Annotated in this window: 24 protein-coding genes; 14 read left to right on the plus strand and 10 right to left on the minus strand. The window is 64.7% G+C overall.

The features are described from left to right. Nucleotides 1–4: 4 nt before the first annotated feature. From lspA to arfB, 5 genes are all read left to right on the plus strand, one after another. Nucleotides 5–499, plus strand: a complete 495-nt coding sequence (lspA, locus tag AC5ZFO_RS31080) for a signal peptidase II (protein ID WP_166344691.1) — start codon at nucleotides 5–7, stop codon at nucleotides 497–499. 106 nt (nucleotides 500–605) lie between these two features. Next, nucleotides 606–1,328, plus strand: coding sequence for a hypothetical protein (locus AC5ZFO_RS31085; RefSeq protein ID WP_282522121.1), 723 nt, complete (start codon nucleotides 606–608; stop codon nucleotides 1,326–1,328). Between the two features lie 204 nt (nucleotides 1,329–1,532). Beyond that, entirely contained in the window at nucleotides 1,533–2,927 is a 1,395-nt protein-coding gene (locus AC5ZFO_RS31090; protein ID WP_404979817.1) for a M16 family metallopeptidase, read from the plus strand. Further along, the gene (locus tag AC5ZFO_RS31095) at nucleotides 2,924–4,291 is read left to right on the plus strand and encodes a M16 family metallopeptidase (RefSeq protein WP_282521993.1); all 1,368 of its coding nucleotides are present in this window, start codon (nucleotides 2,924–2,926) and stop codon (nucleotides 4,289–4,291) included. Before AC5ZFO_RS31090 ends, AC5ZFO_RS31095 begins: the two co-directional genes overlap by 4 nt. 117 nt (nucleotides 4,292–4,408) lie before the next feature. After that, nucleotides 4,409–4,828, plus strand: coding sequence for an alternative ribosome rescue aminoacyl-tRNA hydrolase ArfB (gene arfB / locus AC5ZFO_RS31100; RefSeq protein WP_282521992.1), 420 nt, complete (start codon nucleotides 4,409–4,411; stop codon nucleotides 4,826–4,828). A 69-nt stretch (nucleotides 4,829–4,897) separates the two neighbouring features. Here the strand turns inward: arfB and AC5ZFO_RS31105 are convergent, their stop codons facing one another. Next, on the minus strand, nucleotides 4,898–5,203 hold the full coding sequence (locus AC5ZFO_RS31105; RefSeq protein WP_282521991.1) for a hypothetical protein: 306 nt from the start codon (nucleotides 5,201–5,203) through the stop codon (nucleotides 4,898–4,900). A 303-nt stretch (nucleotides 5,204–5,506) separates the two neighbouring features. Between AC5ZFO_RS31105 and AC5ZFO_RS31110 the strand changes: the two genes are divergently transcribed. Genes AC5ZFO_RS31110 through AC5ZFO_RS31125 form a run of 4 tightly spaced genes read left to right on the plus strand, consistent with a single transcriptional unit; the run spans nucleotide 5,507 to nucleotide 8,480 of the window. Continuing rightward, on the plus strand, nucleotides 5,507–5,893 hold the full coding sequence (locus tag AC5ZFO_RS31110; RefSeq protein ID WP_496122972.1) for a c-type cytochrome: 387 nt from the start codon (nucleotides 5,507–5,509) through the stop codon (nucleotides 5,891–5,893). Continuing rightward, nucleotides 5,894–6,289 (plus strand): VOC family protein, encoded by a 396-nt coding sequence (locus tag AC5ZFO_RS31115; RefSeq protein WP_282521989.1) that lies wholly within the window; start codon nucleotides 5,894–5,896, stop codon nucleotides 6,287–6,289. A gap of 44 nt (nucleotides 6,290–6,333) precedes the next feature. Further along, a complete protein-coding gene (locus AC5ZFO_RS31120; protein ID WP_282521988.1) occupies nucleotides 6,334–6,882 on the plus strand; it encodes a gluconate 2-dehydrogenase subunit 3 family protein in 549 nt (182 codons plus the stop codon). Nucleotides 6,883–6,911: 29 nt separating this feature from the next. Then, nucleotides 6,912–8,480, plus strand: coding sequence for a GMC family oxidoreductase (locus AC5ZFO_RS31125; RefSeq protein WP_282521987.1), 1,569 nt, complete (start codon nucleotides 6,912–6,914; stop codon nucleotides 8,478–8,480). A gap of 198 nt (nucleotides 8,481–8,678) precedes the next feature. Here the strand turns inward: AC5ZFO_RS31125 and AC5ZFO_RS31130 are convergent, their stop codons facing one another. After that, entirely contained in the window at nucleotides 8,679–8,996 is a 318-nt protein-coding gene (locus tag AC5ZFO_RS31130) for a ribbon-helix-helix domain-containing protein (protein ID WP_282521986.1), read from the minus strand. Between the two features lie 241 nt (nucleotides 8,997–9,237). Between AC5ZFO_RS31130 and mutL the strand changes: the two genes are divergently transcribed. Continuing rightward, complete coding sequence (gene mutL / locus AC5ZFO_RS31135; RefSeq protein WP_282521985.1) at nucleotides 9,238–11,049, plus strand: DNA mismatch repair endonuclease MutL; 1,812 nt, start codon at nucleotides 9,238–9,240, stop codon at nucleotides 11,047–11,049. A 111-nt stretch (nucleotides 11,050–11,160) separates the two neighbouring features. Here mutL and rsmD read toward each other — a convergent pair whose 3' ends face one another. Beyond that, nucleotides 11,161–11,715 carry a 16S rRNA (guanine(966)-N(2))-methyltransferase RsmD gene (rsmD, locus tag AC5ZFO_RS31140; RefSeq protein WP_282521984.1) on the minus strand — a complete coding sequence of 185 codons (555 nt, stop codon included), beginning with the start codon at nucleotides 11,713–11,715 and terminating at the stop codon, nucleotides 11,161–11,163. After that, nucleotides 11,716–13,806: a pseudouridine synthase gene (locus AC5ZFO_RS31145; protein WP_282521983.1), complete on the minus strand. Its 2,091-nt coding sequence runs from the start codon at nucleotides 13,804–13,806 to the stop codon at nucleotides 11,716–11,718. A 118-nt stretch (nucleotides 13,807–13,924) separates the two neighbouring features. Here AC5ZFO_RS31145 and AC5ZFO_RS31150 point away from each other — a divergent pair, with 118 nt between their 5' ends. Further along, entirely contained in the window at nucleotides 13,925–14,383 is a 459-nt protein-coding gene (locus AC5ZFO_RS31150; RefSeq protein ID WP_071909524.1) for a nucleoside deaminase, read from the plus strand. A gap of 142 nt (nucleotides 14,384–14,525) precedes the next feature. On the opposite strand, the gene AC5ZFO_RS31155 is transcribed toward AC5ZFO_RS31150, so the two are convergent. The 3 genes from AC5ZFO_RS31155 to AC5ZFO_RS31165 form a co-directional block, all read right to left on the minus strand. Next, entirely contained in the window at nucleotides 14,526–15,428 is a 903-nt protein-coding gene (locus AC5ZFO_RS31155) for an alpha/beta fold hydrolase (RefSeq protein ID WP_496122973.1), read from the minus strand. A gap of 153 nt (nucleotides 15,429–15,581) precedes the next feature. Then, nucleotides 15,582–16,865 carry a phosphoribosylamine--glycine ligase gene (gene purD / locus AC5ZFO_RS31160; RefSeq protein WP_496122974.1) on the minus strand — a complete coding sequence of 428 codons (1,284 nt, stop codon included), beginning with the start codon at nucleotides 16,863–16,865 and terminating at the stop codon, nucleotides 15,582–15,584. Between the two features lie 274 nt (nucleotides 16,866–17,139). Next, the gene (locus tag AC5ZFO_RS31165; RefSeq protein ID WP_282521980.1) at nucleotides 17,140–17,358 is read right to left on the minus strand and encodes a hypothetical protein; all 219 of its coding nucleotides are present in this window, start codon (nucleotides 17,356–17,358) and stop codon (nucleotides 17,140–17,142) included. Between the two features lie 225 nt (nucleotides 17,359–17,583). Here AC5ZFO_RS31165 and AC5ZFO_RS31170 point away from each other — a divergent pair, with 225 nt between their 5' ends. Continuing rightward, a complete protein-coding gene (locus AC5ZFO_RS31170; protein WP_496122975.1) occupies nucleotides 17,584–17,829 on the plus strand; it encodes a hypothetical protein in 246 nt (81 codons plus the stop codon). Continuing rightward, on the plus strand, nucleotides 17,826–19,169 hold the full coding sequence (gene mauJ, locus AC5ZFO_RS31175) for a methylamine utilization protein MauJ (RefSeq protein WP_496122976.1): 1,344 nt from the start codon (nucleotides 17,826–17,828) through the stop codon (nucleotides 19,167–19,169). The genes AC5ZFO_RS31170 and mauJ overlap by 4 nt, the downstream gene beginning before the upstream one ends. Before the next feature lie 109 nt (nucleotides 19,170–19,278). On the opposite strand, the gene AC5ZFO_RS31180 is transcribed toward mauJ, so the two are convergent. From AC5ZFO_RS31180 to AC5ZFO_RS31190, 3 genes are read right to left on the minus strand one after another with little or no spacing between them, the layout of a single operon-like run. After that, the gene (locus tag AC5ZFO_RS31180) at nucleotides 19,279–19,578 is read right to left on the minus strand and encodes a winged helix-turn-helix domain-containing protein (protein WP_282521977.1); all 300 of its coding nucleotides are present in this window, start codon (nucleotides 19,576–19,578) and stop codon (nucleotides 19,279–19,281) included. Nucleotides 19,579–19,581: 3 nt separating this feature from the next. After that, nucleotides 19,582–20,136, minus strand: coding sequence for a hypothetical protein (locus tag AC5ZFO_RS31185; protein WP_282521976.1), 555 nt, complete (start codon nucleotides 20,134–20,136; stop codon nucleotides 19,582–19,584). Then, nucleotides 20,133–21,143 (minus strand): alpha/beta hydrolase, encoded by a 1,011-nt coding sequence (locus AC5ZFO_RS31190; RefSeq protein ID WP_282521975.1) that lies wholly within the window; start codon nucleotides 21,141–21,143, stop codon nucleotides 20,133–20,135. The genes AC5ZFO_RS31185 and AC5ZFO_RS31190 overlap by 4 nt, the downstream gene beginning before the upstream one ends. A gap of 138 nt (nucleotides 21,144–21,281) precedes the next feature. Between AC5ZFO_RS31190 and xseA the strand changes: the two genes are divergently transcribed. Continuing rightward, on the plus strand, nucleotides 21,282–22,904 hold the full coding sequence (xseA, locus tag AC5ZFO_RS31195) for an exodeoxyribonuclease VII large subunit (protein WP_282521974.1): 1,623 nt from the start codon (nucleotides 21,282–21,284) through the stop codon (nucleotides 22,902–22,904). Nucleotides 22,905–23,115 lie beyond the last annotated feature (211 nt).

A 23,115-nucleotide genomic window follows, 5' to 3' on the forward strand; every position in this document is an offset into this window, starting at 1 on the left:
GGCCATGACCCCGCTTCGCGCCGGCATCCTCGCGGCCGTGGTCACGCTGGTGGCCGACCAGGCCTCAAAGCTTTGGCTCCTGAACGTGTTCGACCTCGCCCGTCGCGGCGTGGTGAAGGTGACGCCGTTCTTCGACCTGGTGCTGGCCTGGAACATCGGGATCAGCTTCGGCTGGCTCCAGAACGATGGCCAGTCGGCGCAGATCGCGCTGATGGCGGTCAAGGTCGTCGCCGTGGTCGCTCTCGCCATCTGGATGGCCCGCTCGCACACCCTGCTTGCCACGATCGCCCTCGGGCTGATCATCGGCGGCGCGATCGGCAATGGCATCGACCGCTTCGCCTACGGCGCGGTGGTCGATTTCGCCCTGTTCCACATCGAGATCGGTGGAAATACCTATAATTGGTACGTGTTTAACCTCGCTGACGTGGCCATCGTTGTCGGGGTGGCGGCGCTATTGTATGATTCCTTCCTGGGGGTACCCGCCGCAAAAGCGCCCTGATCCCGGCCGATACGGACCGGCAGGTGGAACCCTGCTTTTTGCGAGGATTGGCCGCGTACGAGCGGCAAAGTGCAGCAATCTGCCACAATATGGAACAGGTACAGTGATGCGCAGCTCCGAGACCAGCGGTTCGATGGTTCGAGATCCCAAAGCGGGGTTCTGGCGGGCGTTGAAATTGTCCGCTGTCATGCTCGGCATCGGCCTCGTCATGACGGCTGGCCCGGTCCGCGCCGGTGACGACGACGAGGATGATGACGGGATGACCTTCGAAGAGAAGATCATCGACAATCTGATGTCCGGCATCGGTGCCAAGAGCATGGAAAAGCCCGGCATCGAATATCGCGAGCGCTCCCCGCTGGTCGTGCCGCCCAAGCTGGACCTGCCGCCTCCCGCGACCCAGGCCAAGAATGCACCGAACTGGCCCAAGGACCCCGAGGAGAAGCGCCGCAAGGAAGCCATTGCCGCACGCAAGAAGGCTACCAAGGCAACGGAAAACTGGCAGGCCGCCCAGCCTCTGACGCCCGCTGAGATGAAGGCCGGCGAGGTCGCCGCAGCCCCCCGTACAAGCAATGACCCGATCCAGCCGGGTACCAACGGCAACCCGTCGCTCAGTCCCGCCGAACTCGGCTACGCCGGTGGTCTGTGGAACATGATGAAGGGCGGCAACAGCTCCGAAGAGAAGAAATTCACCAGCGAACCGCCGCGTTCGTCGCTGGTCGAGCCGCCGCCGGGCTACCAGACGCCGTCCCCGAACTACGCCTATGGCGCCGGGCCGGACAAGTCGCGCCGGACCTATTTCGACATCATGTCGGGCAAGGACAAGGAATAATACCGCTCCTGCCCCACCGCGACATCCTGACAGGCGCATCCTGGCACCGGCGGCTTACGCACGCCGGACGCAGTCTGCATATTGCTTATCAGTAACTTGCCTAAGCGTTGAGTTCTCTGCTTCGTGACGCGAAGCCTCAGCCGCACGGTGTAGCATGCCGTGCCTCCGAGCCGGACATCCGGGCTCGGCCTTTTCATAAGGATCATGATGTCCTCTTACCGATCGGCCGCCTGCCTCCTTGCCGCGCTGCTTTCGACGAGTGTCCTCTCAGCGAGCGCCGCCCTCGCCCAGACCACGGTGACATCGGCTCCGCCCGCCAGCTTCACGCTCGCCAACGGCATGCAGGTCGTGGTGATCCCGGACCATCGCACACCCGTGGTCACGGAGATGATCTGGTACAAGGTCGGCTCGGCCGACGAGACGCCGGGCAAATCTGGGCTCGCGCACTTCCTCGAACATCTGATGTTCAAGGGCACCTCGAAGCATCCGGTCGGCGAATTCTCCCAGACCGTGCTCCGCGTCGGCGGCAACGAGAACGCCTCGACCTCGGTCGACTACACCAACTACTACCAGCGCGTGCCGAAAGAGCAGCTGCCGACCATGATGGAGTTCGAGGCCGATCGCATGACCGGCCTGATCCTCAAGGACGAGAACGTGCTGCCCGAGCGCGACGTCGTGCTCGAAGAGTACAACATGCGGGTCGCCAACAATCCGGATGCGCGGCTCAACGAGCAGATCATGGCCGCGCTCTATCTCAATCATCCCTACGGCCGACCGGTGATCGGCTGGCACCAGGAGATCGAGAAGCTCGACCGCGAGGATGCGCTCGCCTTCTACCGCCGCTTCTACGCGCCGAACAACGCGATCCTCGTGATCGCCGGCGACGTGGAAGCCGCCGACATCCGCCCGCTGGTCGAGCGGAATTTCGGCTCCATTCCGGCCCAGCCCGCGATCCCGGCGCGCCGCGTCCGCCCGCAGGAGCCGGAGCCGGCGGCGCCGCGCACGGTCACGCTGGCCGACCCGCGCGTCGAGCAGCCGAGCCTGCGCCGCTACTATCTCGTACCGTCGGCGACGACCGCCGCGGCCGGTGAAAGCGCCGCCCTCGACGTGCTGGCGCAGCTGATGGGCAGCGGCAGCAATTCCTATCTCTACCGCGCGCTCGTGGTCGACAAGCCGCTCGCGGTCTCCGCCAGCGCAAGCTATTCGAGCATCTCGCTCGACCCGACCCAGTTTGCGATCTCGGCCTCACCGAAACCGGGCGTCAGCTTTGCCGATGTCGAGCAAGTGGTCGACGGCGTCATCGCCGACATCGCACAAAACCCGATCCGCGCCGAGGACCTCGAGCGGGTCAAGACCCAGCTCATTGCGGAAGCGATCTACGCCCAGGACAACCAGGCGGTGCTGGCGCGCTGGTATGGCGGCGCGCTGACCACGGGCCTCTCGATCGAGGACATCAGGAGCTGGCCCGACCGCATTCGCGCGGTCACCGCCGACCAGGTTCGCGCTGTCGCGCAGAAATGGCTCGAGAAGAAGCGCTCGGTGACGGGCTATCTGATCAAGGACACCAGTGCCGCCAAGCGCGAGGAGAAGCGTTCGTGACCTATCCCTTCCTTCGACGCGTTGCATTCTCGCTTGCCACCGGCGCGGCACTCGCGCTGGCTACGGTCTCGCCGTCACAGGCGGCTGCAAAAATCCAGCACCTGACTTCGCCGGGCGGCATCGAAGCCTGGTTCGTACAGGATGCGACCGTGCCGCTGATCGCCATGGAATATTCCTTTGCCGGCGGCTCGGCGCAGGATCCCAAGGACAAGTCCGGCGTCGCCAATCTGGTCGGCGACCTCCTCGACGAAGGCTCCGGCGATCTCGACTCCAAGACCTTCCATGAGCGGCTCGATCGCCGCGCCATCGAGCTCTCCTTCAGCGCCACCCGCGACACCTTTCGCGGCAGCCTGCGGATGCTGCGCGACAACAAGGACGAAGCCTTCGACCTGCTCAGGAGCGCGCTGACCTCGCCGCATTTCGACACCGTCGACGTCGAGCGCATCCGCTCACAGGTGATCTCGGGCCTGCGCCGCGAGACCACCAATCCGTCGTCGCTGGCGAGCCGCAAATTCCTCGAGGTCGCGTTCGGCGACCATCCCTATGGCCGGCAGACCAATGGCACGCTGGACAGCGTGCCGACCATCACGGTCGCCGACATGAAGGATTATGTCGGCCGCGTGATTGCGAAGGACGGGCTGAAGATCGCGGTGGTCGGCGACGTCGATCCGGCCACGCTCGGCAAACTGCTCGACCACACTTTTGGTAGCCTGCCCGCAAAGGCCAATCTCACGCCGGTCGCCGACGTCGAGGCGGCAAAACCGCCGCAGCGCGCCTTCGTGCCGCTCGACGTGCCCCAGACCGTGATCACCTTCGGCGGCCCCGGCGTGAAGCGCAGCGATCCGAACTTCATGGCCGCCTATGTCGTCAACCACATCCTGGGCGGCGGCGGATTGTCCTCGCGGCTCTATCGCGAGGTGCGCGAGAAGCGCGGGCTGGCTTATTCCGTGTTCGAATCGCTGCTCTGGATGGAGCATTCGGCGGTCTTCATCGGCAACACCGGCACCCGCGCCGACCGTGCCGGCGACACCATCGACGCCATCGACAAGGAAGTGCGCCGCATCGCCGAGGAGGGCCCGACGCAGAAGGAGCTCGACGAGGCCAAGTCCTACCTCAAGGGCTCCCAGATGCTGGCGCTGGATACCTCCTCGAAGCTCGCGCAGGCGCTGCTGCAATACCAGCAGGACAAGCTGCCGATCGACTATATCGAGAAGCGCAACGCCATCGTCGACGCGGTGACACTGGACGACGCCAAGGCCGCCGCCAAGCGCCTCTGGGGCCAGGGCCTCCTGACCGTGGTCGTTGGCCGCGCCCCACAGGCCGCCGCGCAACCGGCCGCGGCACCGGCGACGAAGTCGAACTAACGTCCCCTGACGTTTTCCTGAAATGGCCGGGCTCGCCCGGCCATTTGCGTTTCCAGGATGCGCCATTGCCGAACGTGGACGTCCGCGATATGTCCGGACATCACGAATGGTGCCATCATGCTGCGGATATCCCGCGATCTCGTCATCGACGAGGACGATATCGAGATCGGCTTTGTCCGCGCCTCCGGCCCGGGCGGGCAGAACGTCAACAAGGTCTCGACCTCGGCCCAGCTGCGCTTCGACACGCGCAAGCTGACCTTGCCGGAGGATGCGGCGATCCGGCTCGCCCGCATTGCCGGCCAGCGCATGACCAAGGACGGCGTGATCGTGATCCACGCCCAGCGCTTCCGCACCCAGGAGCGTAACCGCCAGGACGCCATCGACCGGCTCGTCGAGATCCTGACCGAGGCGATGATACGGCCGAAGCCGCGCCGCGCCACGCGGCCGACCTTTGGCTCCAAGCAGCGCCGGCTCGACGGCAAGAAGCGCCGCAGCGACATCAAGGCTGGGCGCGGCGGCGGCCGCTTCGACGACTAGCAAAGCCGATCCAGTCAAAAAAACTCCGGCCGCAGGGCGACCGGAGTTTGCTTGCTTCACCCGACGGGACTAGTAACGCTTGCCCGGCGCTGCACCGCCCGTCGCGGAATCGTCGGCGGTTCCCTTATGCGCAGCGCTACCGGTGGTGCCGACCGTGCCCTTGGTGCCTTTGGTCGACTTCATACCCGTCTTCTCGCCCGCCGCGCCCGGCTGAGCATTCATCTCCTCATCCCCGCTGCCCATTGTGCTGCCTTGCATCGGTTTGCCTTGCACGGTGCCGCCTGTTTTGGCGGGTGGCGCGCCTTGCGCGAGAACGGGCGTCGCAATGAGAGCCGACAGGGCGCATGCGATCATCGAGGTCTTCACCAACTTCATCCATTTCTCCTGGATTATTCCGCGACGAATGGCTCGGCTGCATCCTGCGCCGCTCACCTGCACCGGGTCATTGCATCGCGTAGAGAGTTCAAGCGGCGCGGTCGTCATGCAATGCGCATGGTGTGGTGATCGTTTAGGGATTTGACGGCGGTTTCGCGGAATTGTGCTCCGCATATAAGGCATTGCGGAACACACGCAGCCACCAGTGTCTCCGCGCGCAGCGAAACAGCCCGCTACTACCACCGCATCTTTGACGCCGCCTAGAGTTTGCGCACGTTGATGTGGATGGGCGGATTCTTGGCGATGCGCGCAATCGTGCTGGGATTGTGCACCGCGATGGTGCTGGTGGTGCGGGTTGCCGATGCGCAAATGCCCTTGCCGGCCGCCAAGCAGCCGGATGGCGCGACACTGTTCAAGCAGCAATGCGCGGTGTGCCACACACTCACCCAGTCGGAACCGATGCGGCAAGGCCCGCCGCTGGTGAAGGTCGTCGGCCGTCCCGCCGGCAAGAGCGAAGGTTTTAAATACTCGGAGCCGCTATCGAAAGCGGACTTCGCCTGGGACGAGACCAAGCTCGACGCCTGGCTGAGCAATCCGCAAGCCGTCATTCCCGGCGTGACCATGGTCTACCGGCAGGCGAAGCCGGAAACGCGCGCCGCCATCATCGCTTTTCTCAAGGAGCAGAACTGAATGGCAAAGCCCGTTCATTCCATGATCCGCGTGCTCGACGAGGCCCGCTCGCTCGACTTCTACAAGCGCGCCTTCGGCCTGGAGGTCGCCGGCCACCTGAAATTTTCCGACTTTGCCCTGATCTACCTGCGTCACCCCTCCTCACCTTTCGAGGTCGAGCTGACCGTGAATTTCGACCGCAAGGAGCCGTACCAGCTCGGCGACGGCTACGGACATATTGCCGTGGTGGTCGAGGATCTCGATGCCGAACATGCCCGATTCGAGCGCGAGAAGCTCGCACCGGGACCGCTGCGCGACTTCAAGCACGATGGCAGGACGCTGGCGCGCTTCTTCTTCGTCAGCGATCCCGATGGCTATAAGATCGAGGTGATCCAGCGAGGGGGTCGTTTCGGCTGATCAAAATCACAAGATCCAAATCACAAAATCTACGGAGGAATGCCATGAGAGAAGTCGATCGTCGAAGCAAGCACAGCCGCCGCGTCTTTCTCAAGGGCGCGGCGACCGCCGTGCCGGTCGTCGCTGTCGCGACCAGCGTCGCCGTCAGCATCGAAGATGCCTGGGCCGATGATGCCAGCACGCTCTCGCCGGCGACGATGAAGACGCTGCTGAAGGTCGCGCGCGACATCTATCCGCACGATGTCCTCGGCGACAGCTACTACATCACAGCGATCAAGCCGTGGGACGGCAAGGCGGCCAAAGACCCCGCCGTCAAATCACTGATCAGCGACGGCATCACGCGGCTCGACCAGAATGCACGGGATCGCCACAAGCTCGCTTACGCCGAAGTGCCATGGGAAGCCGACCGCGTGGTGCTGCTGACGGAGATCGAGCAGAGCGACTTCTTCCAGAAGGTGCGCGGCGATCTCGTCGTGTCGCTCTACAACCAGAAAGAGGTCTGGCCGCGCTTCGGCTACGAGGGCTCCTCCGCCGAGCACGGCGGCTACATCAACCGCGGCTTTGCCGACATCGACTGGCTGCCGAAGGCTTAAGACTCACCCAACGGTTCAGGAGAACGCATATGGCAAAATTCGATCTGAACGACTCCAGCGTTGTGGTGATCGTCGGCTCCGGTGCCGGCGGCGGCACGCTGGGCAACGAGCTCGCGCAGAAGGGCGTCAAGGTGGTGATCCTCGAAGCGGGTCCCCGCATCGAGAACCAGGATTTCGTCAACGACGAGTGGGAGAGCTTTTCCCAGCTCGCCTGGACCGATGCCCGCACCACGTCGGGGACCTGGCGCGTCGCCAAGGATTTCGCGGGCCTTCCCGCCTGGATCGTCAAGGCGGTCGGCGGCTCGACGACGCATTGGGCCGGCGCGTCGCTGCGCTTTGACGAGCACGAGTTCAAGGTCAAGAGCGCCTACGGCAACATTCCAGGCGCGAACCTGCTGGACTGGCCGGTCACGCTGGCGGAGATGGAGCCGTGGTACGCCAAGGCCGAGAACAAGATGGGTGTAACCCGCACCAACGGCATTCCCGGACTTCCCGGCAACAATAATTTCAAGGTGCTGGAGGCCGGCGCCAAGAAGCTCGGCTACAAGACCGTGCACACCGGCAACATGGCGATCAACAGCCAGCCGCGCGACGGCCGCGGCGCCTGCCAGCAGATCGGCTTCTGCTTCCAGGGCTGCAAATCCGGCGCGAAATGGTCGACGCTCTACACCGAGATCCCCAAGGGCGAGGCGACCGGCAATCTCGAGGTGCGGCCGAGCAGCATGGCGGTCAAGATCGAGCACGACGCCGGCGGTAAGGTCACCGGCGTCGTGTATGCCGACGAGAGTGGCGCGATGCAGCGCCAGAAGGCGCGCATCGTTGCGGTCGCCGGCAATTCGATCGAGAGCCCGCGGCTGCTCCTAAACAGTGCCTCGACCATGTTCCCCGATGGCCTCGGCAATTCATCGGGCCAGGTCGGCCGCAACTACATGCGGCACATGACCGGCAGCGTCTACGCCGTGTTCGAGAAATCCGTGCACATGTATCGCGGCACCACCATGGCCGGCATCATTCGCGACGAGGCCGCCAACAATCCGAAGCGCGGCTTCGTCGGCGGCTACGAGATGGAGACGCTGTCGATCGGCTTGCCGTTCATGGCGGCCTTCCTCAATCCCGGCGCCTGGGGCCGTCCGTTCACCGCCGCGCTCGACGGCTATCCCAGGATGGCCGGCATGTGGCTGGTCGGCGAGGACATGCCGCAGGAGACCAACCGCATCACGCTCGACCCAAGCGTGAAGGACAAGTTCGGCCAAGCGGTCGCGAGCGTGCATTTTGACGACCATCCCAACGACCTCGCGATGCGCGCACATGCCTACAAGCAGGGTGCGGCGGTCTACGACGCCGTCGGCGCCACCGTGACCTATCCGACGCCACCCTATCCGAGCACGCACAATCTCGGCACCAACAGGATGAGCGAGAAGCCGCGGGATGGCGTGGTCAACAAGTTCGGACAGAGCCACGACGTCAAGAACCTGTTCGTCTCCGACGGCAGCCAGTTCACCAGCGGCGCGGCCTGCAACCCGACCCTGACCATCGTCGCACTCGCGATCCGCCAGGCGGATTACATGGCGGGTGCGATGCAGAAGAAGGAGATCTGACGTCGGGCGTTATCGGCTCCGCATGGAGCCCACCGCTCTCTCCCCGTCATTGCGAGCGAAGCGAAGCAATCCAGAATCCCACCGCGGTGACGGTCTGGATTGCTTCGTCGCAAGAGCTCCTCGCAATGACGGCGGAGAGAGTATCGTAGCCCGGATGGAGCGAAGCGTAATCCGGGCTAAGCACTTTCGTTGGGATAGCTATTCGGCCGCATCAAGGATCGGCGTGACGTTACCCTTGAACTCCTGCACCGGCACCATGCTCCGGGAGCGGTAGATCAGGCAGGAGCAGCGCAGCAGCGAGGCGAAATTATTGACCTCGCCGTGATGGTCGAGCACCTCGTTGTAGAGCGTGGTCAGGAATTTTCCGACGCTCATGTTCTCCTTGGCCGCGATCTCCTCCAGCGTGTCCCAGAACGCCATTTCCAGCCGGATCGAGGTGCAGTGCCCGCCGATCCTGAGCGAGCGGGTCTGGGATTCGTAGTCGCGTTGGGGCTGGTGCGCGAAGAGATGGCACATGGCGTCCTCCCGTCCTTTTGCCATTTTTTCACGATGCTACACCGCTGTCCGGCCCCCCACAATCAGGACGGCAGCAGGACGACCGCTCCGTCCCGGTTGCGCGATTTTCTCGAACGTCCAATCCCTTCAATGTGATAGGCATCCCTCGTCCCCAAGCCGCCACACGGTTGTTGCCCAACACATGCTTTTGACGCAACACGGCCTAGAATAGCGCCGTCAGCGAATCCAGATCGAAAGCCCCATGCCCGTCCGCCAACTGCCAGAGCAAGTCGTCAACCGCATCGCCGCCGGCGAGGTGGTCGAACGTCCGGCGAGCGTGGTCAAGGAACTGGTCGAGAATGCCATCGATGCCGGCGCGAGCCGGATCGACGTCTTCACCGATGGCGGCGGCCGGCGGCGGATCGGAATCACCGACGACGGCGGCGGCATGACCGCGAAGGACCTCGCGCTCGCGGTCGAACGCCATGCCACCTCCAAGCTCGACGACGAGGATTTGCTCCAGATCCGCACGCTCGGGTTCCGCGGCGAGGCCCTGCCCTCGATCGGCTCGGTGGCGCGTCTCTCCATCACGACGCGGCATGCGAGCGAACCGCATGCCTGGGCGCTGTCAGTCGAGGCCGGCGACAAATCCGAGATCATGCCGGCGGCGCTGGCGCATGGCACGCGCGTCGAGGTCAACGACCTCTTCTATGCAACGCCCGCGCGGCTGAAATTCCTGAAGACCGATCGCACCGAGGCAGAGGCGATCCGCGAGGTGGTCAGGCGCCTTGCCATGGCGCGGCCCGACGTCGCCTTCACGCTCGCGGGCGAGGACCGCGCGCCGGTGACCTGGACCGCCGCGCTGCCCGGCGCCGCCGGACGGCTGACGCGGCTCGGCGATATCCTCGGCGCAGAATTCCGCAGCCACGCCATCGAGGTCCATGCCGAGCGCGAGGGCGTCGTCGTCGCCGGCTATGCCGCAGCGCCCGCGCTGACCAAGGCCAACGCGCTCGGGCAATATCTCTTCGTCAACGGCCGTCCCGTGCGCGACAAGCTGATCCTCGGCGCCGTGCGCGGGGCCTATGCCGACTATCTGCCGCGCGACCGCCATCCGGTGCTGGCGCTGTTCGTCACGCTCGATCCGCGCGAGGTCGATGCCAATGTGCATCCGGCCAAGACCGAGGTGCGCTTCCGCAACGCCGGCCTCGTGCGCGCACTGATCGTGCACGGGCTGAAGGAAGCGCTCGCGCGCGAGGGCCGGCGCACGGCCGCCAACAGTGGCGAGAGCGCGTTGTCCTCGTTCCGGCCGGCCTTTGCGCCGCGCCCGGCAAGCTGGGACTGGCGCGCCTCGCCATCCGCCCCGGTCGCGCCGATGCCGTCATTCGAAGGCTCCGCCGCACCTGCCTTCGCCGAGCGCGCGCAGGCCGCGTTCGATGTCGGCGCGCCCAGCGCGGACGTGCGGTTCGAGACGCAGCCGGTGGCGGACCTCGTCGACCGCCCGCTCGGTGCGGCGCGCACCCAGATCCACGAGACCTACATCGTCTCGCAGACCCGCGACGGCCTGATCATCGTCGACCAGCATGCCGCGCATGAGCGCATCGTCTACGAGCGGCTGAAGGCCTCGCTCGCCGCCAACGGCGTGCAGCGGCAGATCCTGCTGATCCCCGAGATCGTCGAGATGGACGAGGCGACGGTCGAGCGCCTGCTCGAGCGCAGCGAGGAGCTTGCGTCGTTCGGGCTGGCGATCGAATCCTTCGGCCCCGGCGCGGTCGCGGTGCGTGAGACGCCGTCGCTGCTCGGCAAGACCAATGCAGGCGGACTGCTGCGCGATCTCTCTGAGCATATGGCCGAATGGGACGAGGCGCTGCCGCTGGAGCGCCGCCTGATGCACGTCGCCGCAACCATGGCCTGCCACGGCTCGGTGCGCGCCGGCCGCCGGCTGAGGCCCGAGGAGATGAACGCCCTGCTCCGCGAGATGGAGGACACCCCGAACTCCGGCCAGTGCAATCACGGCCGCCCGACCTATGTCGAGCTGAAGCTGAGCGATGTGGAGAAGCTGTTCGGGCGGCGGTGAGGCCGGTGTCGTAGGGTGGGCAAAGGCGCAACGCGCCGTGCCCACCATCTTTCCACGATTGCGATAGAAGTGGTGGGCACGCTTCGCTTTGCCCACCCTACGGCAGCGAGACTACGGCTTCTTCAAAAACACGAACTCCGTGTCATCGTAAGCCCGCCGCTCCAATTCCTCGAAACCTTCCGGCGTCGCAAACTGCGCAGCCTTCGCCTCTTCGACCACGAGCAGCGCACCCGGTGTGAGCCAGCCACCATCGCGCAAGCTCGCAAGCGCCTTCTCCGCAAATCCCTTGCCATAGGGCGGATCGAGGAACACCAGCGAGAATGGCTCGACGGGATGCGCAGGGCCGAGATCGGTGGCATCGCGGCGATAGACCTTGGTCACGCCGCCAAGGCCGAGCGTCTCAACATTGTTGCGCAGCAGCGCGCGCGCTTCCGCGCCGTTGTCGACGAACAGCGTGAACTTTGCGCCGCGCGAGGACGCCTCGATGCCAAGCGCGCCGGTGCCGGCGAAGAGATCGAGCACGCGCGCATCCGCAATCGGATCGTCATAGGCGTGCACGAGAATGTTGAATACTGACTCGCGTAAGCGGTCCGCCGTGGGGCGGATGTCGCGCGAGGACGGTGAGGCGAGATTGCGCCCCTTCAAACGACCGCCGACGACGCGCAATTAGTCCTCCCGCGGCGTCAGATCGCGCTTGCCGTGATAGCCGCGCTTGGGGCGGCGCGGCGGGCCGTAGCCGTTGGCCTCGGACTCGTTGCGCTCGCGTGCCTCCTCGCTGCCGGTGCGCTGTACCAGGACACGACGGCCCTTGCGATCGTTGATCACGTCACGCTTGCTGGCAGGCTTCTTCTCGCGAGGCACTTCGCCGTCGGGTGAAGACGATTTCTTCGGCACGTCGAACTGCGCGCCCGACTTCTCGATCACCTTGTCGCCGAGCTGATCACGCAGCACGCGCGACTTGATCTCCTCGACCTGGCCTTCGGGAACCTCGCCGAGCTGGAACGGCCCGTAGGACACGCGGATCAGCCGGTTCACCTCGAGCCCGAGATGGGCGCAGACGTTGCGCACCTCGCGGTTCTTGCCTTCGCGGATCGCGAACACCAGCCAGACATTGGCACCCTGGTCGCGCTCCAGCGTCGCCTCGATCGGACCGTATTTGACGCCCTCGACCTCGATGCCGTTCTTCAATTCGTCGAGCTGCGCCTGGGTGACGTCGCCATGGGCGCGGACGCGGTAGCGGCGCAGCCAGCCGGTGTCCGGCAACTCGAGCGTGCGCGCGAGCCCGCCGTCGTTGGTGAGCAGCAGCAGGCCTTCGGTGTTGAAGTCGAGCCGGCCGATCGAGATCAGCCGCGGCAGGCCTTCGGGCAGATTGTCGAACACGGTCGGACGGCCCTCGGGGTCGTCATGCGTCGTCATCAGGCCGCGCGGCTTGTGATAGAGGAACAGCCGCGTGCGCTCGCGCTCCGGCAACGGCTTGCCGTCGACAGTGACGACATCGTTCGAGGTGATGTCGAGCGCCGGCGAATTGATGACGCGGCCGTTGACGGCGACGCGCCCCTGCGTGACCATCTCCTCGGCATCGCGGCGCGAGGCGAGGCCCGCTCGCGACAGCACTTTTGCGATACGCTCGCCGGCCTTCTTCGGCTTCGGTGCTTCGTCACGGCGCGGACGGCCCTCGAAATCCCGATCACGGTCCCGATAGGCGCCGCGGCCACCGAAAGCGGGGCGCTTCTCGAAGATCCTGCTCTCATCCTCGTTTTCACGGCGCGGACGGTCGCCGAAGCGACCTTCGCTGCGCGGATGCTCGTGCCAGTCGGAGCGGCCTTCGCTGCGCTCGCGCGGACGATTGAATTTCGGGCGGTCACCGCCGCGTTCGCCATCGCTGTCACGACGGGGCCGATCGAATTTGGGACGATCGTCGCGCGAGCGATCAAATTTGGGCCGATCGAACTTCGGCCGATCGCGGAACGGACGATCGCCGGACGCGCGATCGTCGCGCGAACGCGAGAAACGCGGACGGTCATCGCCGCCACCCTGCCGATCGTCGCGCTTCTGCCAAGGCTTGTCTTCGCTGCGGTCACGGCCGCCGAAATCCTTGCGCGGACCCTTGCCAAAATCCTTACGCGGCGGACGATCGCCTCGCGGACCCGCGTCGCGCTTCTGCCAAGGCTTTGAATCGCTGCGCTCGCCACGATCGCGCGGACGATCGCTGCGATCCGGTGCCCCCCTCGAAAACTTCCGCTCGCCGTCGAACTTGCGTTCCGGGCGGTCGCCACGCGGCGCATACGGCCGCTTGTCGCCGAACTTCTTGTCACCGAATCGGCCGGCGGGACGGGAATCGTCGCGATCCCGGCTGCGCGGCGGACGGTCGTCTCGGCCATAGGACGGGCGATCACCGCGCGGCTTGAACGGCCGCTTCTCGCCATCGCGCGCGCCGCGATCGGAGAACGGGCGGTCGCCGCGCGGCTTGAAGCTGCGCTCGCCGCGCTCCTCACCACCACGGTCGTCGCGCTTGAATTTCGGACGGTCGCTAAAATCGCGGCGCGGGGCATCGCCCTCCTCGCGGCGGCGGAACGGACGGCTGTCGCGGTCGCCGCGAGGCGGGCGGCTGTCGCCCCCGCCCTCAGAGCCGCGCTTGGCGAATTTCTTCTCGGGGCCGCGCGGCTTGCCGGACCGGCCCTTGGGCGGGCCACCCCTGCCCGGGCCTCGATCACGCCGGCCGCGGGAATCGTTGTCTTTGTCGCTGTCGCGAGGCATGAATAATCTCACTTAGGGGGTGGCCAGAAGCATTATGCGCGCTCGCTTCGAGCCGCATGCTCAGGCAAATCCGGTATTCACTCTTGCTGAAGGCGGAGCTACTAGCAGGTTTCTGGCGATGATACGAGGCTTGAAAGCCCCCTCTTTCATGGATTTGGCGCTCAAAACGGCCGAAAATGCCGGAAAGGCGGGCGAAGTTCCGATCGGATGCGTCGTGGTCCGCAATTACGAGGTGATCGCGACCGCGGCGAACCGGACGCTGACCGATTACGACCCGACCGCCCATGCCGAGATCATTGCGCTGCGCGAGGCCGCCAAAAAGATCGGCAGCGAGCGCCTGGTCGACTGCGACCTCTACGTGACGCTGGAGCCCTGCACCATGTGTGCGGGCGCGATCTCCTTTGCAAGGGTGAGGCGGCTCTATTACGGCGCCGCCGATCCCAAGGGCGGCGCAGTCGAGTCCGGCGTGCGGTTCTTCGCTTCCCCCACCTGCCATCATGCGCCGGATGTCTATTCCGGGGTCGGCGAGAGCGAGGCGGCGCGGCTGCTCAAGGACTTCTTTCGGGAGCGGCGGTAGATTCACATATTCCGCCGTCATGCCCCGCGAAGGCGGGGCATCCAGTACGCCGCGGCCTATCGATCAACCCCCACCGTCTCGGAGTACTGGATCGCCCGGTCAAGCCGGGCGATGACAGTTGTGTGTGTCGCGACAGCGTAGTTCAGCCTGCGAAGAACTCGCGCAGCGCCTTTGCGGTGACGTCCGGGTTCTCTTCGGTGAGGAAATGGCCGGAGTCCACCGGCATGCCGTCGACGTTGGTCGCCCATTGCTTCCAAATATCGAGCGGCGTCGCGGCGGCCTGGGCGATGCCTGCGCCACCCCACAGCGCCAGCATCGGCACCGTGATCTTCTTGCCGGCTTCGAAATCGCCCTTGTCGAGGTCGTAATCGAAATAGGCGCCGGCGCGGTAGTCCTCGCACATCGCATGCACGCGGGCGGGATCGCGGAACGGGGCGATGTAATGTTCGAGTGCACGCGGGTCGATGGCGTCCAGCGTCTTCGACTTGGTCTGGCTCGCCATTTTGAAGCGCAGGAAGAACTCGCCATTGCCCGAGATCAGCGTCTCCGGCAGCGGCGCGGGCTGCGCCAGGAAGGTCCAGTGATAGATCTTCAACGCATAGGCGCGGTTCATCCGCTCCCAGTAATTATAGGTCGGCAGGATATCGAGCACCGCGAGCTTCGACAGCCGGCCGGGATGGTCGAGCGCCAGCCGATACGACACCCGGCCACCGCGGTCGTGGCCGGCGAGCGCGAAGTGGACGTGGCCGAGCTGCTCCATCGCTTCCACCGTGGCCTTGGCCATCGCGCGCTTGCTGTAGGGGACGTGCAGCGCATCGCTCTCGGGCATGTCGGACCAGCCATAGCCCGGCAGATCGGCGATGATCAGCGTGAACTGGTCCGCGAGCTGCGGCGCCACGCGATGCCACATCACGTTGGTCTCGGAGAAGCCGTGCAGCAACAGCAGCGGCGGGCCCTTGCCGCCGACGCGGGCGAAGATGCGGCCCAAGGAGGTGTTGATCCATTCGGAGGCGAAGCCGGGGTAGAGGTCGGCGAGATCGGACATCTTCGGCATCCTTATCTGGTCAGTCCTGGGCCGCCTCAAACAAAAATGTCGAAAACAACCCCATGCACAGTAGCTAAGTTCAAGTCCTTCTTGAGAAATTTTGGAAAGCCGCGGGAGCAGCCGAAAATCGCGCGCCGAGCCAAAAAAACGCTGTCAGCCCCGGGCCTTCTCGGCTTCCACCGCCTGCCAGCCGATGTCGCGGCGGCAGAAGCCTTCCGGCCAGTTGATGCGGTCGACGGCCTGATAGGCGCGGCTCTGCGCCTCCGTCACGGTCGCACCTAGCGCGCAGACATTGAGCACGCGGCCGCCATTGGCGAGGATCGCGCCGTCCTTCTCAACCGTGCCCGCATGGAAGATCTCGGCGGTCTCGACCTCTGAGGCGTCATCGAGGCCCTCGATGCGCGTGCCCTTCTGATAGTCGCCGGGATAGCCCTTCGCGGCCATCACCACGGTGAGCGCGGATTCCGGATACCAGCGCAGATCAAAATGCTTCAGCTCCCCGTCGCAGGCGGCGATGAACGCCGGCACGATGTCAGACATCATGCGCAGCATCAGCACCTGGCACTCGGGATCGCCGAAGCGCACGTTGAACTCGAACAGTTTTGGGCCCTGCGTCGTCAGCATAATCCCGGCGTAAAGGATGCCGCGGAACGGCGTGCCGCGCTGCTTCATGCCGGCGACCGTCGGCAGAATGATCTTGGCCATGATCGCGTCGTGGATCGCCGGCGTCACCAGCGGCGTCGGCGAATAGGCGCCCATGCCGCCGGTGTTCGGGCCGAGATCGTGGTCGAACACCCGCTTGTGGTCCTGCGCGGAAGCGAGCGGAATGGCGGTCTCGCCGTCGCACAGCGCGAAGAAGCTGATCTCGCGGCCCGGCAGAAATTCCTCGATCACGACCTCGGCGCCGGCTTCGCCAAAGGCGCCCTCGAACATCATGGCGATGGCGTCCTCGGCCTCGCGCACGGTCTTGGCGACCACGACGCCCTTGCCGGCGGCAAGGCCGTCGGCCTTGACCACGATCGGCGCACCCTGGCTCTGGACGTAAGCACGCGCATCATTGGCGTTGGTGAAGCGCTTGTAGGCGCCGGTCGGAATGCCGAATTCGGTGCACAGCGCCTTGGTGAACCCCTTGGAGCTTTCGAGCTGCGCAGCCACCCCGCTCGGCCCGAACGCCTTGATGCCGGCGGCGGTGAGGTCGTCGACGATGCCGGCGGCGAGCGGCGTCTCCGGACCGACCACCACCAGCTCGACCGCATTCGTCTTGCAGAAGTCGATCACGGCGGCATGGTCGGCGACATCGAGCGCCACGCATTCCGCCTCCCGCGCGATGCCGGCATTGCCGGGCGCGCACCAGAATTTGGTCACCAGGGGGGAGGCTGCGATCTTCCACGCCAGGGCATGTTCGCGGCCGCCGGAACCGAGCAGGAGAATGTGCATCGAAGGCTCGAAATGAGGGGTTTTGCTGGGGGCGGAGGTCGCACGAATCGCGGCGGGTCTCAAGGGGAAACGGGCTGAACTCCCCCGTCATTCCGGGGCACGGCGAAGCCGCCTCCCCTTCTCCCCTTGTGAGAGAATGAGGTTCTATCTACCCCGTTAAAGGGATTGCAGAAGCCGGAATCTGCGTCCGTCCTGCGTCCCTTGCAGCTGATTCCTGCTGCTCGTCACGTAGAGCGATGGCGAGCGGCCGAAGCCGCCCGCCGGGTCGCGATAACTATGCCGTGCGGCCTACGCGCCTTGCGGCCTCTTGCTCGCTACCGACGTGAGTGATCCCCTTGAGGACTTGATTCACTGCACGCGGGTTGATCACATACGCGGCTGCGATCTCATGCTGAAACTGCCCGCACCAGCGGCGCAGCCAGACGTCAACAGCTTCTTCGAATGTGAACTTGGTCTTGCGGGGTTGGTTGTCTTGAACGACCGGACTAGTCACGCTAGGGTCTCCTCGTGGTTACGGACATGCGAAAGCATCTCCTGTGAGAAACGCCACGGAAAGCCGAGCCCGCCGTCCAAAGTGTGCTCGGCTTTTCCATGTTTGATTCGGGGATCACTACCCCCATTAGGCCGAAGCCGTCAGGGTCGCGCAAGGTGGCGCGGAAAGCCCTCCGTTTCAAGGGATTGGGGGTCGTTCCCCACGATTTACCGGCGATTTCACCTGATGCCCAAGACCCTGCTCGCTTTTCTGATAATCCCAATGCTCACCGGCGTGACGTCGGCGCAGTCGTCGCAATCGAAACGCTACTTCGACCTCTCCGGGCGAAGCGGCGGCGCGTCATCGACCGATAGTCAAGGTACGACCACGATCTATGATGCGCGAGGCAAGGTGATCGGCCGCGAGAGCAGCAATAGCAATGCGACGACACTGTACGATGTAAGTGGGCGCGTTATCGGAAGACGACAATGAGAACACCATACATCCCCCACACTTTCGGTGAGGACGTAGATCGCAAGCTCCGGGGTCGTGTAGGCTGGCTGACGGCAGGGGTCGCCTCGTCCATTCCGTGGCCTTCACTCGACGTATGTGTCAAATATGCTGGCGACGAGTACTTTCTGCGCGGAAGCGAACGCAGTGGCAAACCGTCTCCGCCCGGCATAACCATTGCTTGCGATCCCGGCACCGGCGGAGCCGATGCAGCGATAGCAAAAATCTATAGATTTACTTCTGTCCTAAGCTGGTTCGCGAACGGTTACGTTGACGTCTCAGGCTACATACATGGCACCCATCCGGCCCTGTATGGCGATCCCCGGACCGTCTACTCATCGATGGGTACTGCCGGCACCAAATCCTTTAACTGCAATCACTTGCCGATTGTCGAGGACGATAATGTCCGCAAAGCGCTTGCGTTTTGGCGTGAAGGAAAGCGGCTCGATGAAGTACACGACAGTTATGCCTTCCTGAGCTTTTACAAGGTAATCGAATCGCAGTTTCGCGATGGAAGGGTAAGGGGCAGATGGATTGCTGCGAACATCGACAAGCTCTCGGACAGGGCGGCCAACCGAGTTGTGGAATTGCGCGCTGCGGGCATCGATGTAGCCAGCCATTTGTTTGAGAGCGGACGTTGCGCGGTAGCTCATGCCTCGCTCGAAGGCGAAATAGTCGATCCCGACATTCCCGCTGACAGAAGGCGCTTGTCCGCAGACCTCGTCATCATCGAGGAGCTTGCTCGAATCTATATCCGCGATGAGCTGGGCGTCCCAACCGCACGCACTCTCCATCGGACGCGAGATCGATTAGCACCGTGGGACCCACTGTTACCCGCTGCAACCTTGGAAGCTCTTAGAAGAGGAGATCATCCGCCTCCTGATGTGTCTGCCCTTGTTGGCCGAATTGTTTCCATCGGCTTGTGGCCGGATGGACCGATACCGGGTCTAGAGCGAATGACCATGCACGTCGATGCGCTCGATAGAGGCGTCGTGAAAATTGTTCTACTCAATGAGCGAAGGACAATCCTGTTGGTATTTTTTCTGGACTACAATAGCGGACGCGTACACACGAACCTTGAAGATGGTGGACTTGTCCATGGCGAGAACGATCCTGACGAAAATGATGTGAGGGCCTACGCGACCTTCTTCTACAAAGTCTTCGGTAACGCCATCGCGGAACTGACGTGCAACGCTATCGAGCCAATCGATTGCGAAGTCGTCGTTCCTGTAAACATGAGGATGACAGTGTCTCCCAACGAGGCCATTGCGGACACAGTAGAGCGGTTCAGAAAGGAGCGTGCCGCGAAGAGCGAACAGTGATCAGCCTACGCCTGATTTCGTCTTTCGGGACCGACCGACGCTTGCCGTGCGAGCCCACCTCAGCGCACGGCAGCAAGGGGAGAGGGCACTGCAATCGGCATCGCAGAGCCTACCCCTGCCTCCCCGCAATAATCTCCTGCAATGTCGCGACATGCCGCGCGAAGGCGCCGCGGCCTGTGGCTGTCGCAGTCACTGTCGTCTGCGGCTTCTTGCCGACAAAGGCCTTGTCGACCGAGACGTAGCCGGCCTTGGCGAGGGTCTCGATATGGGCACCGAGATTGCCGTCGGTGGCGCCGGTCAGCTTCTTGAGCCGGGCGAACTCCAGGCCGGCGGATACGGGCAGCGCGTTCAGCGCCGCCATGATCTTCAGCCGCAGCGGCTGGTGGATGATGTCGTCGAGCTCGGCCATGCGCTAGATCCGCCGCATCCAGAGGCCGCCGAGGATCAGTCCGCCGCCATTGACGAAGGCCATCCAGAGCGGGAACGCCTCGCCGATGTAGAAGAAGCCGAACAATGTCAGCGCGGCGATGCCGAGGCCGATCGCCACGAAGGCGTAGCCGAACCAGAGACCGGCCAGCGTATAGAACAGCATGAAATAGAGCGGCCAGAACGTCCCCAGCTGGCGCGGACCGAAATGGCCGATCACATTGGTGCAGAGATAACCGAAGACGAAGAACAACACGAGCACCAGAAGCATCCTGATGCTGGCAGCGGTGCCATTGGCGTGTTGCGGCGGATTCAGCAAACGGAGCACGACCAGACCGCCGACGCCCACGACATCCGTGGCGACCCAGGCGTAGACCGCATAGAACGGCCAGAGCCAGGTGACGAAATTGGCTGCGAACACCAGCACGCCCCACCACACCGCTGCGAGGCTTGCGAGCTCGTAGAGCTGCGATTGCTTCACGCGCTGGACGATGTCGTCGATGTCGGCCAGCGCTGCGGAGGCCTCCTTGCTGTCGATCATGACTGCCCTGCCCCGCGCGTTGCCACGTCGTCGGCGATCACGGAGACCGCCTTCGGATCGGTGACCAGGCCCATATGGTTGATGCCGTCGATCATCTTGACGTCGATCGATGGTTTGATCGCCTGGACGGTCTCGGCATATTTGTCCGAGATCATCATCTCGTCCTCGGCGCCGGCGATGATCGTGATCGGTCGTGTCGTTGCCGGTAGATCGAGCCGGTAGCCGCGCGTCGCAAAGTTGCGCATCAGGCGATCGGAATAGGTCGAGGTGAGGTATTTCGCCGAATTCGCCGGCACGGCGAAAGCCAGCACCGGAAGCTGCGCGCAGCAGTCGATCCCAAGCTTGCGCAGCGCCGTGAGCCCCAGGAAACGCGGAATGTCGGCACTGACCCAACCACCGTTGCTCGGCCGGTTAGTCGGCGCGTCATAGCCGAGATAGGGCGCGAGCAACACGGTGCGCACGAACATGTCCTGCATGATCGGGGTTGCAGCGAGCCGCAGCGAGAAGCCCGCGCCGGCGGAATGGCCGATGAGGGTAAGCGGCAGGTCGGGCGCGCCCTTGCGAACATGGGCGACGAAATCGACGAGGTCGTCCTCGAGCTGGCCGACATAACCGATATCGCCGCGCGTGCCGGAGCCGCCGTGGCCGCGGATGTCGAGCGCCCAGGTCTCCACCCCGCGCGATGCGATCGCATGGGTCAGCGCGTGATTGACGGTGCCGCTGGAGCCGGAGGAGCCATGGATGAAGATCGCGCCACGGCCGGTCGCGGGTCCGTTCGGCGCGTAGTGGCGATAGCCGATCCAGGTGCCGTCGCGGGCCTGAAAGCGCTCGAGCGGTGGCATGGTCGAGAAGTCGACGAGCTTCACGGACTCCGAGACCGATCGCATCTCAGGCGGCCGCTCCAGCGGCGTCGCGATCATCGCGGCCAGGATCAGCGCCACAGCGCCGACCGCACACAGGGCCCATTTCAGTCCATGCAAGACGCCGCGCAGCAGCCGGATCGCCATGGCTCAACTCCCTTGAATTCATCAATCAATAGAGAACTCTATATTACAGAGTACTCTCCGCGTCAATTCCCGGATTGGCGCCGCGCGGCGAAAATCCTTAACGTCGGGTCCGACCCCAAAATGCCGAATCGTTTGCCGATGCCTTCAGCGGAACCCCTGCTCAACGCCCCCGAATTCACCGTCTCCGAGCTCTCGCAGTCCCTGAAGCGGACGGTCGAGGACGCCTTTGGCCATGTCCGGGTCCGTGGCGAGATCTCAGGCTTCCGCGGCGCCCACTCCTCCGGCCACTGCTATTTCGCGCTCAAGGACGAGAGTGCCAAGATCGAGGCGGTGATCTGGAAGGGCGTGCACGGCCGCATGCGCTTCAAGCCCCAGGAGGGGCTCGAGGTCATCGCCACCGGCAAGCTGACGACCTATCCGGGATCCTCCAAGTATCAGATCGTGATCGAGGCGCTGGAGCCGGCCGGCATCGGCGCGCTGATGGCGCTGATGGAGGAGCGCAAGAAGAAGCTCGCCGCCGAGGGCCTGTTCGACGAGGCGCGCAAGCAGTTGCTGCCCTGGCTGCCCGAGGTGATCGGCGTGGTGACCTCGCCGACCGGCGCCGTCATCCGTGACATCCTGCATCGGCTGGAGGACCGCTTTCCCCGCCACGTGCTGGTGTGGCCGGTCAAGGTGCAGGGTGAAGGCTCGGCCGAGCAGGTCGCAGCCGCGATCCGCGGCTTCAACGCGCTGCCGGAAGGCGGCAAGATTCCGCGGCCCGACGTGCTGATCGTCGCGCGCGGCGGCGGCTCGCTGGAGGACCTCTGGTCGTTCAACGAGGAGATCGTGGTGCGGGCGGCAGCCGAGAGCATGATCCCGCTGATCTCGGCGGTCGGCCACGAGACCGACATCACGCTGATCGACTTCGTCGCCGACAAGCGCGCGCCGACGCCGACGGCGGCGGCCGAGATGGCGGTGCCGGTGCGCAGCGATCTCTTCGTCGAGGTCGCCGATCTCGCGCGGCGCACCCGCGCCTATTGGCAGCGCGCCCATGAGAGCCGCCGCAGCGAGCTGCGCGCCGCCGCGCGCGCCCTGCCCGCGGCAGGCGACCTGCTCGCGATCCCGCGGCAACGGCTGGATTCGGCGGGCGCGTCGCTACCCCGCGGGCTCAAGGCCAACACGCATGCGCATTTCCGCCGGTTTACCGCGGCGAGCGCAAAGCTGACGCTGCGGGTGCTGCACGGGCAGATTTCGCAGGCCGATCACCGCCTCACCGTGTGCGGCGAGCGGCTCGGCCTGTCCGCGCGCTCGCTGCTGCGGCAACGGCGCGACCGTTTCGCCGGGCTGGAGGTGCGCTTGCGCGCCTCGAAACTTTCGAATGCGCAGGCGCAGCGCAACGCAATTGCCCGCCAGCGCGAGCGCACGCATCGTCTGGCCGAACGCGCGGGCCGCGCGGTTGTCACGCTGTTGCAGCGGCTGGATGCCCGCGTCGAGAACAGCGGCAAGCTGCTCTCGGCCTTGTCGTATCGCGGCGTGCTCGCGCGCGGCTTTGCCTTGGTGCGGGATGAAGCCGGCCATCCCCTGCATGCGGCGGACGCGATTGGTCCCGGCGCGCGCGTCGAGATCGAGTTTGCAGACGGCCGTGTCGGCGCGACGGCGGATGCGGATCGCCCGGCACCGACGGCAAAGCGTGCGCCTGCGCAAGCAAAGCCGGCCGCGCAGGACGCAAAACCTGCCCCGAAGCGCGTGGCCAAGCCGGTGGATCAGGGCAATTTGTTCTGAGGCGCGAGGGCGGCGTTTCCGCCCTCGGTGTCATTCCCCGCCTTGTGCGCAATTGCGCACTGGAGCGGGGCATCCAGTACGCCGCGGCTCATCGATTGAACCACAACCGTCTCGGAGTACTGGATCGCCCGGTCAAGTGTTTAGTCGGGAGACATGGCTGACACCTGTTCGGACACATCACTGACAGGTTGGCGATTGGTCAAGTCGATCG

Source organism: Bradyrhizobium sp. Unk1, from assembly GCF_059512345.1.